13 protein-coding genes and 1 riboswitch are annotated in these 12,442 nt (G+C 43.9%); of the genes, 3 read left to right on the top strand and 10 right to left on the bottom strand.

The genetic code is table 11. From position 1 onward, the window contains the following. Nucleotides 1-24: 24 nt before the first annotated feature. The 3 genes from HOL16_04230 to HOL16_04220 form a co-directional block, all read right to left on the bottom strand. Nucleotides 25-1,413: an MFS transporter gene (locus tag HOL16_04230; protein ID MBT5389903.1), complete on the bottom strand. Its 1,389-nt coding sequence runs from the start codon at nt 1,411-1,413 to the stop codon at nt 25-27. Further along, nucleotides 1,401-1,509: riboswitch (TPP riboswitch) on the bottom strand. Its footprint overlaps the gene before it by 13 nt. 91 nt (nt 1,510-1,600) lie before the next feature. Next, nucleotides 1,601-2,245 (bottom strand): amino acid transporter, encoded by a 645-nt coding sequence (locus HOL16_04225; protein ID MBT5389902.1) that lies wholly within the window; start codon nt 2,243-2,245, stop codon nt 1,601-1,603. 8 nt (nt 2,246-2,253) lie between these two features. Continuing rightward, nucleotides 2,254-3,291 carry a ferrochelatase gene (locus tag HOL16_04220; protein MBT5389901.1) on the bottom strand — a complete coding sequence of 346 codons (1,038 nt, stop codon included), beginning with the start codon at nt 3,289-3,291 and terminating at the stop codon, nt 2,254-2,256. A 694-nt stretch (nt 3,292-3,985) separates the two neighbouring features. Here HOL16_04220 and HOL16_04215 point away from each other — a divergent pair. Then, the gene (locus HOL16_04215) at nt 3,986-4,699 is read left to right on the top strand and encodes a hypothetical protein (GenBank protein ID MBT5389900.1); all 714 of its coding nucleotides are present in this window, start codon (nt 3,986-3,988) and stop codon (nt 4,697-4,699) included. Between the two features lie 68 nt (nt 4,700-4,767). Here the strand turns inward: HOL16_04215 and HOL16_04210 are convergent, their stop codons facing one another. The 7 genes from HOL16_04210 to ndk form a co-directional block, all read right to left on the bottom strand. Next, complete coding sequence (locus HOL16_04210; GenBank protein MBT5389899.1) at nt 4,768-5,988, bottom strand: threonine ammonia-lyase; 1,221 nt, start codon at nt 5,986-5,988, stop codon at nt 4,768-4,770. 50 nt (nt 5,989-6,038) lie between these two features. Continuing rightward, entirely contained in the window at nt 6,039-6,566 is a 528-nt protein-coding gene (locus tag HOL16_04205; protein MBT5389898.1) for a hypothetical protein, read from the bottom strand. Between the two features lie 21 nt (nt 6,567-6,587). After that, nucleotides 6,588-7,268 (bottom strand): hypothetical protein, encoded by a 681-nt coding sequence (locus HOL16_04200; protein MBT5389897.1) that lies wholly within the window; start codon nt 7,266-7,268, stop codon nt 6,588-6,590. Beyond that, nucleotides 7,265-8,356: an AI-2E family transporter gene (locus tag HOL16_04195; GenBank protein MBT5389896.1), complete on the bottom strand. Its 1,092-nt coding sequence runs from the start codon at nt 8,354-8,356 to the stop codon at nt 7,265-7,267. The genes HOL16_04200 and HOL16_04195 overlap by 4 nt, the downstream gene beginning before the upstream one ends. 17 nt (nt 8,357-8,373) lie before the next feature. After that, nucleotides 8,374-8,928, bottom strand: a complete 555-nt coding sequence (locus HOL16_04190) for a CDP-alcohol phosphatidyltransferase family protein (protein ID MBT5389895.1) — start codon at nt 8,926-8,928, stop codon at nt 8,374-8,376. A gap of 5 nt (nt 8,929-8,933) precedes the next feature. Beyond that, nucleotides 8,934-10,388 (bottom strand): DUF2066 domain-containing protein, encoded by a 1,455-nt coding sequence (locus HOL16_04185; GenBank protein MBT5389894.1) that lies wholly within the window; start codon nt 10,386-10,388, stop codon nt 8,934-8,936. Nucleotides 10,389-10,479: 91 nt separating this feature from the next. Next, nucleotides 10,480-10,902, bottom strand: coding sequence for a nucleoside-diphosphate kinase (gene ndk, locus HOL16_04180; protein MBT5389893.1), 423 nt, complete (start codon nt 10,900-10,902; stop codon nt 10,480-10,482). A gap of 424 nt (nt 10,903-11,326) precedes the next feature. On the opposite strand from ndk, the gene HOL16_04175 reads away from it, so the two are divergent. Together HOL16_04175 and HOL16_04170 are read left to right on the top strand one after the other, a co-directional pair. Continuing rightward, the gene (locus HOL16_04175) at nt 11,327-11,722 is read left to right on the top strand and encodes a hypothetical protein (GenBank protein MBT5389892.1); all 396 of its coding nucleotides are present in this window, start codon (nt 11,327-11,329) and stop codon (nt 11,720-11,722) included. Nucleotides 11,723-11,914: 192 nt separating this feature from the next. Then, nucleotides 11,915-12,352: a hypothetical protein gene (locus HOL16_04170; GenBank protein MBT5389891.1), complete on the top strand. Its 438-nt coding sequence runs from the start codon at nt 11,915-11,917 to the stop codon at nt 12,350-12,352. The last annotated feature ends 90 nt before the right edge of the window (nt 12,353-12,442 follow it).

Genomic DNA, 12,442 nt, shown 5'->3' with positions numbered 1-12,442 from the left:
GCAACCCAGCCTACCTCAGCACCTTTACCCAGTAGGATTTGTCAGTGATTTTTGATGGGCTCTAATCCAATTCAAAGCGACCAAACATATAACTGACCAAAAGAACCAATACAGCCCTGGAACTTGGGTCAAATGGGTTTCGTGCCACATCCAGAGACAAATCACTGATGTGGAGCTCCCAATGAGCGGCGTCCCAATAGAGTATCCCAGAGAAATGAGTGTGTACCGACACCGCACTGGAAAGAGCTCTTTTGCCCAGGCATGAAAGGGGGCACTAAACCAGACTCCCATAAAGACAATCCCTGTCCGTAAGGCAATTATGTGCCACAAAGAAGCCCCCTCCAAATTTGAAAAGAGCGGAACCGCGATGATCAGGCTTACAAGGAGGGAAGATATCATTAATTTATGATGTGAATATCGATCTGCCAGAAAACCGAAAACAGGCAATAGAAACATGTCGCCAACGAGAAGCAGCGTATTCATCACCATAAGCTCTGACAGGGTAATAGACGTGACGAGTGGCACGAAGCCATTAATAAACTGAAAGGAGAGAGCATATGTAATATACGAGTATCCGGAAACAACGATGAGACAAAAAATTTCTCTCCAATAAAGTTGGACGCTAGTTGGGAGCGATTCAAGGGAAAGGACAGCTTGAGAAGCCAAAAACTCAGGTGATTCTTTAGATTGGAGACGTAAAAAAATGCCTGCAAAACCTGTCATAAACCCAACGCCATAAAGATAACGCCAATTTAGAGAGAAATAGGTGAGCAATACCACTGCTGCTGAGGCCCCCAATATCCCTAAAATAGTTGAAGCGCTATAGAGGCTACTCAGAAGGCCCTTCTTAGCTTCCCCGTGATGTTCTAACAAAAACTGAGCCCCACCCAGGGATTCTCCCGAAGCAAAAAGCCCCTGCAAAATGCGGCACAAGGCAAGTCCTGCGGGTGCCCACATACCAACGGTGTCATATGTTGGTAAAAGCCCCATACTTCCCGTGATAATGGCCATTCCAAAGATAGAAAGAGATAGAGCCCTTTTTCGCCCCTGTTTGTCACCCATTCTTCCAAATATTAGAGATCCTCCTATACGAGAAATAATGCCTAGAGGCAAAAGAGCATAGGCCAACATCAGAGAGATAATAAGGTCATCTGATGGAAAGAAAAGAGGCGCTAGAATTGGGGCCAGAAATCCATACAAAGCACTATCATAGTGCTCTAGAATATTTCCTATAAGGGCCGCGGCCGTAGATTTTCGACAATATGGCGGAACCAACCTAGTCCCATGGAGGGGCCGGTGAATATTGGTATATTCAGGCTCTGATTCAATTTCAAGGCCCCCGTCTCCTTTGGAAACTATACTTGAATCGGGTTTAGGATTGGGAATAGCTTTCGTCTGTGCCTTATGTGTCATCACACTTCCTCCGCAGGTATTATCCAGATCAGGTATTGAGGGTTAGGCACCTGCCCTTTCAGCCAGCCAGATTAGCTAGCACCCCTGGTGATTAAGTAAGGGCACCCTATGGGAAATGGGCGGATAATGTCAACGAGGCAATTATTTGCCTCTACAGTTTAAAGAAATTTAAGAGAGTCATATTATCCTAGGAAAAATACATATTCCAAATCAACACACCAGCAATTGCCCACATGGTGATGCCGATAAGAGTATCCAAGATTTGCCAGGCAATGGGCTTTTGGAACAGAGGCCGGAGAAAAACAGATCCATAGGCAAGGCTGAAAAACCAAACAAAGGAAGAAATAATAGCTCCAGTTGCAAAGGCAACACGACCCATATCTGAATATTGGGTGGCAATGCTTCCAATCAGCACAACGGTATCCAAATAAACGTGGGGATTTAGAAAGCTTAAAGCCAACAACGTAAAAATAACGCCTGATAAGGTTCCCACTGATTGGGCCTCGTCCACGGTAAGTGCGTTGTGTTTGGCCGCCGATAAAAAAGACCTCAGCCCATAAAAGAAGAGGAAAATGGCGCCGCCCCATGTCGCAATGATCACCACATAGGGACTTTGCTGGACCAAGCATCCGAATCCAGCCACCCCTGCAGAAATAAGCAAGGCGTCAATTAGGGCGCACAAAAGGGCCACCACAAAAACAAACTGACGCTTCAACCCCTGACTCAAAACAAAAGCATTTTGAGCCCCAATGGCAACGATAAGACTGCCCCCGGTACAACACCCTGTTATGAGAGGGCCAAGACACTCATTTAAAATAATAGAATTCAACATAGCAACTTTTACTCATTCCATCTCAGTGATGTTTGATCCACGATATCTTTTAACAATTTTATGGCGTCAGGACCATCGTTTAAACACGGAATCTGCGTAAAATGGATTCCTCCATTTTCTAAAAAGAGATCACGGCCGCGGATTTGGATCTCTTCCAAGGTTTCTAGACAATCGGAAGCAAACCCAGGCGTGATGACCGCAAGTCTTTTTATACCATCTTGGGCCAATTTTTGAATGGTCTCATCGGTATAGGGCCTTAACCATTCACGGGGGCCCATGCGCGATTGAAACGTAATCTCAACAGGAGGAACCCCCTCTTGTAAAGCTTGCTGCAACAAACGCACTGTCTTTTGGCAAAAACAGGAATAGGGGTCTCCCTTTTGGAAATATGCCTTGGGAAGGCCATGAAAGGACGCCAAGATTTTCTCGGGCTGCCAATCCAGTGATCTCAGATGCCGGGTAATGCTATTGGCCAAAGCGTCAATGTAGCTGGGATGATCATGGTAAGGATCCGCAATCCTTACCGTAGGCTGCCAACGCATCTTCATGAGACAGCGAAAGACTTGGTCGTTAACGCTGGCCGTGGTGGTGGCCGAATATTGGGGATAGAGTGGAACAACGACTAAACGCTGGCATCCATCGGCCTGAAGCTTTTTGATTTGGCTTTCGATGCTCGGGTTCCCGTAGCGCATAGCCCATGCCACCTGAAAATTTGGGACATCTTCATAAGCTGCTGCCAGTTTCTCTCCTTGTTCCCGCGTATAATACCGTAAGGGCGATTCATTGGTATCTTGCCGCCATATGGATTTATAAAGCTTGGCCACCTTAGAGGGCCGAAACGTTAAAATAAGCAGATTCAAAATCACTTTCCACAAAAGGACCGGTACATCCACTACACGACGATCAGAGAGAAACTCTTTCAGATAACGACGGATTGACCAAAAATCAGGAGCATCCGGTGTCCCTAAGTTCACAATAAGAGCACCGACCTTTTTTGTTGAGGTCTGGGCATACTCATTTGGAAAATGGCATGTGGTCGAAGGGATTGCTTGAGTCACTAGGTATATATCTCCGTGCTTTATTCTACGTTTTTTATATACGGCGCTCTCTAAAATGGAAAGGAGGGAATATAAGTTTTGGCCAAGCTTGTCATTCCGGACATTAGGAATTCTTGGCAAGCCTAGAATTTTTTATGATCGCGGAACCCAGAAAGATGTGTGCCAGAGAGAAGGGGCAAAACTGGATCCCGCGCTCATAAGTAGTTCTAGGTCGTGCTTAACGCACTCCTAGAATTCCTAATGGCCGGGAAGACGGTTTTTGGCTACATCCTTCCCTATTGCCGTCTTCCCGGAGCCTAGGAACTCTGACGGTTTTTGGCTACATCCTTCCCAATGCCGTCTTCCCGGAGCCTAGGAACTCTGGATGAACCGGCGTCTTAAGCCGGTGAGTCCTAGAGTGAGTTGGCATCGCGGGATCCATGACTAAGTTGATACAGGAACATACTCTTTACTGCCGTCTTCCCGGCCATTAGGAATTTAGACTTGTCACGTCGTAGCGGCCTGTCCGCCATAGCGCAGCGAAGGCAGAAGCGAAGACGGATGATCGCGGAATCCAGGAAAGTCTTTTCTATAGGTCGCTACAGCCAAGAAACAACGCCCATTTTCCTCAACGATTCTCTTTTCCTGAAAACTTATGTATAATCAAACGTATCGGAGGCATAAAAAAAGGGACTAACGACCCATGGAAATTTCACAGTTTCCCTATTTTTATACGGTCTTAACAGGTGTTCTTGTCAGCTTTGCCGGTATTTATGGCAAAGTGATGCTGTCGCTGGCCTTCAAGCGTCGAAATGTTGCACGCCGTATCGATGCCTATGTGGGTTTTTGGAATGAGCACATAATCAGTCCCCATAACAGCTTGATCCATATCCAGAAAATTGGCACTGACTGGGAAAAGGAAAGTTCCGCACTTTACAAAAATTCTCAAAAAGAAGATTGCTTGAAAGTTGCAGCAATCAATAAGAAATACGAAGCTCACCTAATGAAAGAGCTGACGGAAAAAAAGATCATCACCTTCCTGGATTATTTTAAATTCTTAAAAGAAAAAAATAGTACCCTTGCTGTCTATATTGAAGAAATGCGCCTTTATGCCCAAAGCATGACCCGAGACCCCACTACCATGATCTCAGATGAAGAAGCATCACTGTTGGGAGATAAAGTAACAAATTATGTGTCTCACTTTAGAGAACATCTTAGTTCGGCCTTATCCAGCTTCAATATTTTAATTGAGTACGCCTATTCCGGGGGCAAAGTGGATATTGAGAATGCCAGGGTGATCCTGTTCAACTATTTCCTTGCCCTTATTCATGCCCAACGTAACTATGTACACATAGCCGACACGGTTACCCGCATGAAGAACAGGCATCTCTTACATCTCCTTTTTGTTGAAAAATAACAACTTCTGCCAAGAAACAGTCGAGCACTTACGAACAGAGTTCGACTTTCCCAAAAGTCGTCGCAAAACTACCCCACATCCTCCTCTACAAGTCGTGTGGGAAACTCTCCATCATTTAAGGCCGCAATAATCTTTTGGGCATGGGTTCTATTTTGCGTTTCCAGCATAAATTCCAATTCAGCAGCTTTTGCTGAGGCCGCTTGAAAAATCCGCTGATGTTCTACTTTGATGATATTAGCCCCATGAAGACCTATGATATGAGAGACTTTTGCCAACACTCCAGGATTATCCTTAATTTCGACCAAAATACGAATGAGTGTTCCCTTCCGAACTAATCCTCTCATTAGGATTGACGCCAAGACCCGCGCATCAATGTTCCCACCACTGATAACCAGCCCGACCCGTTTACCCCTAAAGGGCTCTGGATCGTTTAACAAGAGGGCTAACGGAGCTGCTGCTGCCCCTTCTACCACAATGTGTTCATGGGTCAGAAATTGATCTATGGCTTCTTCAATAAGAGACTCTTTGACGACACGAATCTCCACCCCCTGCTCCGTAAGGATGTCTTGTGTCAATTCACCCGGCACCTTAATGGCAATACCCTCAGCCAAAGTTGTTTTCAAACCCACAGGAGCATTATGAGAATATAATTTATTGTGCATGCTTGGAAATACTTCAGATTCTACGCCGATGAGTTCAATCTTTGGGTTGACAGTACGTGCCACAATTGAAATGCCAGCCATAAGGCCACCCCCTCCTACTGGCACAATCAACACATCTAAATCAGGGCATTGTTGCAACATTTCCAATCCAATAGTGCCATTCCCAGCAATTACTTTAGGATCATCATAAGGATGAATGAGCGCTCTGCCTGTTTTATGGGCCATTTCCTCGGCAATCTTGCTTGACTCTACAAAGGTGTTTCCCTTTAAAAGCACCTCTGCTCCATATTGAAGGGTTTGTTCCACCTTAATAAGCGGCGTTCCTTCCGGCATAATAATAAGCGAGTTAATTCCTAGACTTTGAGCGTGGTGTGCTACCCCTTGTGCATGATTCCCCGCTGACATGGCAATCACACCCTTCTCTTTCTCCTTGGAAGACAATGAGCAAAGCTTGATATAGGTGCCACGCGCCTTGAAAGAACCTGTTACTTGGAGATTTTCCAGCTTCAAAAAAACGCTATTCCCAAACTTCTTAGAGAAAAAGGCAGCCTCCGCCACGGGCGTATCAACCGCAACTCCTTTGAGCAACAATGCTGCTCTTTCAACATCCTTATACGTCACCGTCATTCTCTTATCCTCTAAAAGATAGAAGCACTCTGGATCAACGAAGTTCCATACTATTTCTTATGAAGTAGGTTTTTTATTTTCTCCAATAATCCTTTGTTCCCACTTTCTTTTGATTTGTCCTCTTTGGATTTATCCTCTTTAGGAGAGTCTGTGCTTTTTTCCTTAGCCGGCGCAGTATCAGAGACCTTTTTGGTAGGAGCTGTCACAGCGGCTTCCGCTGCAGATGTTGCTTCCGTTGAAGCAGCCTCAGGCTTTTTCTCTGTTGTTGCTTTTGGCAAGGCTTCTTGAATGAGCTTTAATCCCGCTTCTATGCGGGCTTTTCGGGCTGCAAGATCTGCATCTGCTTCTATTTCTTGCGCTGCACCAACAGGCATAGGGATAAATTTATAGCATCCATTCCCCTCTCCACAAGTAAGACAATCAGGACTGTCACTCTTTGCACATTGAGAACAATTATCAACAATGCAACTCACAAAGTCTGGCAAGGACACACTAACAGGGCCAGCAGACCTACTTTCCATGGAAAAGCATGTTAAGCAAAGCATCCCTAAAAGCACACGTAAATAGAGCATCGTCATTATCTCCCCTACTTGCCTTGGCTACTGTTCTTGATTGGTAAACTCTTCCAATACTTCTCGAACCAATGGCAATGTAACGTTCCTCCGCCGTTCCAACGCACAGATGTTGATCTTCCGAACCACCTCTTGTGCCACCGCAAATGAACGATCAATTCTCACTGTTATGTAGTTTATTATATCGATTCCTACACGAACCTGAAAGTCCGAAAAACGCTTTAGCAAAACTCCCTTTAGAACTTGGTCCTCTGGAAGCCCCAAAGAAAGGGCAGGTAAGGCCCGAAGACGCGAATCCAAGTCGGCAAGAGAAATATTCCATTTACTGGGTGGCGTCTGTGCTGTGATCAGCATGGTTCCACCCTCCCCCTGCAGGGAATTATAAAAATGCAAAAAAGGTTCTTGGGATATTGTTTGAGGATTTACATCCTCGATGACAAAGTGGCCACCCTTCGTTTCAGGGTAGTCTCCCTTCTCAATGGTTGAAAAATCCAAAGAAATCGCCTTACTTCTGGCTGCAAATATTTGGGCCAAATGTGTTTTCCCCGATCCACTAGGCCCATGAAGAACAAGGCCACATGATGGCCACTGAGGCCATTGATGAATAAACAAAAAGGCGTCCCGGTTACACTCCCCCACAATAAAATCTTCTGGAGCAAAAGAAGGTATGTCTTCTGTTCCTAACAAAAGCTGTGGTTTTGGGATCATGAAGTTTTTTTCTTCGCCGCAGGGGCTTTTCGTGCCAAATGCTTATAGAGAGGGCTGGCCATATACTGTGACATTCCGAATCGAACAAGAACACCTATAATGGCAGCAATTGGCATGGCTATCAGAACGCCTAAAAGCCCTCCGATAGTGGCCCCGCTCAAGATTGCAAAGATGATCCAAACAGGATGCAAACCTACGCGCTCACCCACGAGATTTGGTGTCAGAAAATTCCCCTCTAGAACCTGCCCTACGCCAAATAATCCCATAACCATGAGGATAGGTGCCCAATCACCAAACTGAGCAAAAGACATCAGAAGAGAAATAATAAATCCTGTCAAAACTCCCAGGTAAGGTACAAAGGCAAAAATACCGGTTAAAACCCCGATTACAGCACCAGAGTCCAATCCAAGGAACCAAAGTCCAAAACCATAAAAAGTAGCTAGAGTTAGGCAAACAAGGGCTTGGCCTCTAGCAAAACCACCCAAAGCCCGATCCATATCTTCAAAGAGAGTGGAAATCACTTTTTGGTGTGCTACTGGAAACCAGCTCTGAACCTTCTTAACGAGACGATTCCAATCCCGTAAAAGATAAAAAGAAACGATTGGCGTGATAATGACGAGGGCAATGAGGTTTGCTAGGGCGAGTCCACCTGTCAGAAGATCAGCCAAAAACTTACCAAACCAGGAAAAAATATCCCCCATATATTTGCTGGCTTCCAATTTAATGGTCTCCCAATCAGTGGGAGATAACTGTCCCGAAAATCCATCGAAATAATCCATTAGCGATTTGTGAAGTGTGACGCCATAACCAGGTATCCTGATCGCTAAATTGATGACTTCTGCCTGTATATAGGGAAAAGCAAAGAAAAATATGGCTGCAATCGCCGAGAAAAAAATCAAAATAATCAGAATAGTGGCCAGAGTTCTAGGGATACGCCATGACTCTAAACGACCCGTGACAGGATTAAGTATATAAGCCACAAGCATTCCAGCTACAAATGGCAACAATATTCCCTTCAAGATATAGAGCACAGCCCCCAACAAAAGAGCAACGGTCGCCCAAATCCAAAAACGCTGTGAAGATGACATGTGGCCCCCTAATTCCATCAATTAACTCGCTTTTCAATCGTCTGTTTCTGGGGCCTTAAGGATAATTTAATATACATGGCTCCTGACAACAGAGTCGTAAGGGCGACAGCCCAGGTTAATCCACTAATTATGGGCAATAGGCCCCAAAGTTCATAACCATGGCATCCCAAGACCAACAATATAAGCATAATCTGGCAAACGGTATTCAGCTTGCTAATAGTGATGGGTTGCATTTTAATGGATTTTCCAATGAGGGACATCAGCATCGCGCCCCCAATAATCAACACATCTCTTGAAACCACTAGAATCACAATCCAGCTTTCTAAGTAGGCTTTCTGGCCTAAGGTAATACAGACCGCCACAAGCAGTGCTTTATCTGCCAAAGGATCCAAATAGGTTCCCAGCTCGGTCCGAGCTTTTAAAATGCGTGCTATATAACCATCAATGGCGTCGGAGGCTCCTGCCGCTATAAAAACCCAGAAGGCTATGACCATTCTATCATCAAGAATAAGCCAAACGATTAGTGGAGCACTTAACAATCGGGCGATGCTTATGAGATTGGGTAAATTCATACGGCCTACTCTTCTTCTAACAAATAAGAGACTTCCCGGGTAAGATTTTGATTTTCTTGGATCAAATCCTCATCCCTAGGACGGATAATAATCTTCATGGGTTCTGGTTGATACACTTCCATTGTCTGCGATGTCTCAACGTGCTGAACCTCATGAATAGGCCTGGCTTCTTGGAGTTTCTGGACGGGCTTAGCTTCTTGGAGTTTTTGGACTGACTTGGCTTCTTGGAACATCTGGACGGGCTCTGAGAGAGTTGCCATATCTGCTGGTGCTGAGCTCTCTTTATGATTCAATTCCTCTATAGACCACTCGGCTCCAAAGGAGGACAATCTTAGTCCTACAAGTTCTGCTTGCTGTTTCAACAAATTTTCACACCCCCGATGATGAAGGCGCAAGCGTATCTTTTCCGTTGAAAGTGTCAAAACATCATAGCTCAGAAAACACCCTGCTCTGCGAAGAGATGCTAACTTTTCTTTAATATCAAACCAGGACTTGGGCGAATTTAACTTACAATTGGCTGTTAAAGACACTTTCTTATCGTGGGGCAAAAGCTCTCCCCGTTTCCAGTCCCTGTTCAGGGTGTCTAAAACGGTATCTACCCCTTTGTTTAAAAGTTCCTCTACCGAACCACCTGGCTCTCCAGAAAGGGTTATGGCCTGACGCGCGCCTTGTGAGGAAGGCAGGCCATACATAAATTCTATGGTAATATGGGGAACCATAAGGCCCTCTTCCTTGGAAAATTCTTCAAAGTATTTAGCATAAACAACAAGCGCTCCAGCTGGAGTCTCATATCTCTTCGCAATCTTTTCCAAACTATCAAAGCTGCCTTCAAGAGCCTGAGACGGTGTCAGCTCCTGCACATCCTGCAGGTCGCCAAGGGGCAAGGTAAACGGTATAAGGGAAAAGCTCATGTGCTTTTTATCCCAGGCTTGTTTCCATTGATTTTCGTCTTGCCAAAGAAGCATTTCCCCATGCTTTTCCAGTAAGGGAAGAATGAGGACAGCTTCCTTCGACGCCTTTACAATGCGATGGCTTGCCTCAGAAATTAACTTTTCAATCGAAGTTCTATTAAGACGATACGTAAGAGTTGCTAAGTAGCGAGTCTTTGAGTTTTTCTCATCCACTATCTCAAAATCAAGGACATGGGCAGCTATTTGATCGTCGCTAAAGGTTGCCGCAATTTTGCTCCCTAAAGCGTCCAGATCGCCAGAAGCACTGGAATTTTCAGGAGTCGCAATCAAATTTAAAAGCTCAACGAAGGCCTTTCGTTGACCCATGGCGAGGGCCTTCTTTCTTGCTTCAACCGCTGACGTGTCTTTGACATCAACTTGGAGGCCTTTCACAACAAAAGGCTTGTCTGGGGCAGCATGGCACGAAGGACCTATGCCCATCTGACAAATCTGAAAAAACGCAATCCCTAAGAAAAGGGCTATATGCTTTTTCAGAGCCAATTGTGTCATATTCAGATGGATCATCGTAAACAGGGACCCCTGCAAGTGATTTGTTCTAGACTTTATACGCCCCAGTGGCGCCCGAGTACAATATCGCTCTTTACCCAACAATGTCCATACTGGAAAAGAAAAAAGAAATCTCTTCAGCCGCTGTTTCTGGCGCATCGGATCCATGGACGGAATTGGCTTCAATGGATTCGGCAAAATCATAACGAATCGTTCCAGGATCCGCATTGGCAGGATTTGTTGCCCCCATGACTTCGCGATTTTTCAAGATTGCATCCTCTCCTTCAAGGACCTGTGCAACTATGGGACCCGAGGACATAAAAGTACACAAGTCGTCATAGAAGGCCCGTTCGGCATGCACCACATAAAAGGCCTCTGCCTGGACCTTGGTCAACCAAAGACGACGTTGGGCCACAATCCTTAACCCTGCCTCTTCAAAGCGTGCATTAATCGCTCCCGTCAAATTACGGCGCGTTGCATCGGGTTTAATAATTGAAAATGTTCTTTCAATGGCCATTTTAAAGAATTCCTTTTCCTGACATGTTCAAACTCATATTTATACAGTCATGTACCTAAATTTTCTCTTGGGGGCAAGGGCACAATTGGAGAGAAATGACAGGAACTTCAAGAAATGCCTTGAGCAGGCAGCCTATTGTCACAAATTACGGAGACAGAGTGGCAATATTTCAAACGCTAAGCGCACCATTAAATCAAAGAGCTAATCTTGTGAGTTTGTAACAGCTAACTCTCATTGTCGAAAGATTCTAACTCCTCTTCATCTGTTTATTCACCCACATTGTCTTTATTTGAGAGCAAGCCAGCTTACTAACACTAGAGCATAATTTGATCTAAAGAGAAGGCAGATCTATTAAACTTATTATTGATGTTGACACCACTTAATTTTATACATAATTTTTGTATTTAATGATGATGGTGGGTTAATGTTTAAAGTAAATTATTTAAAAATATGCCGCATTTTAGGTTGTCTTTTTCTCTCCTTGGTGTCTATTGAAAATCAAGCAATGGGAATGAAGAATGATGACTTTTTCATAGATACGACGCCGAACTCTGCTCGAAATACATATATAAAAAATGACTCCTACATCGTAACACACAAAAGAAAAGAAATCTCAGGCAGGGAGCAAGGCAAAGAAGAACAATCCACGTCAGTAACCGAGAAAGCACCTATCAAAAAGAAAACAAAGCGCGTAGATTCGTCGGAAGGAGTACAAACTGAGGAAGATGAACATTCTGAAAAACCAATAGACAATGATCTAACAACTTCCGATATTCTAACAGTAATTCCAAATTATAACATTTTAGAAAAACAATTTTAAAAGGCTCAAATTCTGAGACATACTGTAAATGACGTAGATATTGAAAGTGCCACAACCATTTATTTGAATATTATAGATGAACCAAACATAGACACGATTTCAAAATCCTTTGCTTTTTTCAATTTGGCAAAAATTGCTAGCAGACTAAATAAAAGATCAGATACATTTTCTTATATTGATTCCGCAATAAACATGTATAAACAGCCCCGCTATATAATTTGGAAAGCTAGTCGTTTATTCTATTGGGGAGATAGAAAAGAAGCCCTTAAAATTGCAGACCAAATAGAACTTTCTTTTAATCTATGTGCAGAAGATCCATATAATCCTATGAGTTTCACACTCGTGGAATTTGCAAATCTTGGATGTGTGAGTAAAGAATCTCAGATTAAATATTTTCTTCATGTATATCATCATTTGAAGAAGGGAAATCCCAGGGCCTTTATCAAATCCCTCATTGGTTTAGGAAATTTGAAATACTGTGATGAATTTCATACGGCCCCGCAAAATTGGTATTTAGAGGCCTTAGACGTTCTTAAGAATTATGAGGATGATCCCCTAAAAGCTCAAGTCTACATCGGTCTTGGAAATATAAAATACTCTTATGAGCAAATTGCAAAATTAGGTGAGTGAGTTAATTTTTGTTGTCTTTAAGAAGCGACAAACCAGACAAAAATACCAGGTCCTCCTGTTATTGGGGTTTAATAAGGAAAGATAAAAAGC

Source organism: Alphaproteobacteria bacterium (genome assembly GCA_018662925.1).
GTDB lineage: Bacteria > Pseudomonadota > Alphaproteobacteria > 16-39-46 > JABJFC01 > JABJFC01.
This window is presented reverse-complemented; position numbering and strand designations above follow the sequence as displayed.

Bases quoted from the DNA above. Each gene is read 5' to 3' on its own strand.
- HOL16_04230 (MBT5389903.1), bottom strand. From the start codon at position 1,413: ATGACACATAAGGCACAGACGAAAGCTATTCCCAATCCTAAACCCGAT.
- HOL16_04225 (MBT5389902.1), bottom strand. From the start codon at position 2,245: ATGTTGAATTCTATTATTTTAAATGAGTGTCTTGGCCCTCTCATAACA.
- HOL16_04215 (MBT5389900.1), top strand. From the start codon at position 3,986: ATGGAAATTTCACAGTTTCCCTATTTTTATACGGTCTTAACAGGTGTT.
- HOL16_04210 (MBT5389899.1), bottom strand. From the start codon at position 5,988: ATGACGGTGACGTATAAGGATGTTGAAAGAGCAGCATTGTTGCTCAAA.
- HOL16_04205 (MBT5389898.1), bottom strand. From the start codon at position 6,566: ATGACGATGCTCTATTTACGTGTGCTTTTAGGGATGCTTTGCTTAACA.
- HOL16_04200 (MBT5389897.1), bottom strand. From the start codon at position 7,268: ATGATCCCAAAACCACAGCTTTTGTTAGGAACAGAAGACATACCTTCT.
- HOL16_04195 (MBT5389896.1), bottom strand. From the start codon at position 8,356: ATGTCATCTTCACAGCGTTTTTGGATTTGGGCGACCGTTGCTCTTTTG.
- HOL16_04190 (MBT5389895.1), bottom strand. From the start codon at position 8,928: ATGAATTTACCCAATCTCATAAGCATCGCCCGATTGTTAAGTGCTCCA.
- HOL16_04185 (MBT5389894.1), bottom strand. From the start codon at position 10,388: ATGACACAATTGGCTCTGAAAAAGCATATAGCCCTTTTCTTAGGGATT.
- ndk (MBT5389893.1), bottom strand. From the start codon at position 10,902: ATGGCCATTGAAAGAACATTTTCAATTATTAAACCCGATGCAACGCGC.
- HOL16_04175 (MBT5389892.1), top strand. From the start codon at position 11,327: ATGTTTAAAGTAAATTATTTAAAAATATGCCGCATTTTAGGTTGTCTT.
- HOL16_04170 (MBT5389891.1), top strand. From the start codon at position 11,915: ATGTATAAACAGCCCCGCTATATAATTTGGAAAGCTAGTCGTTTATTC.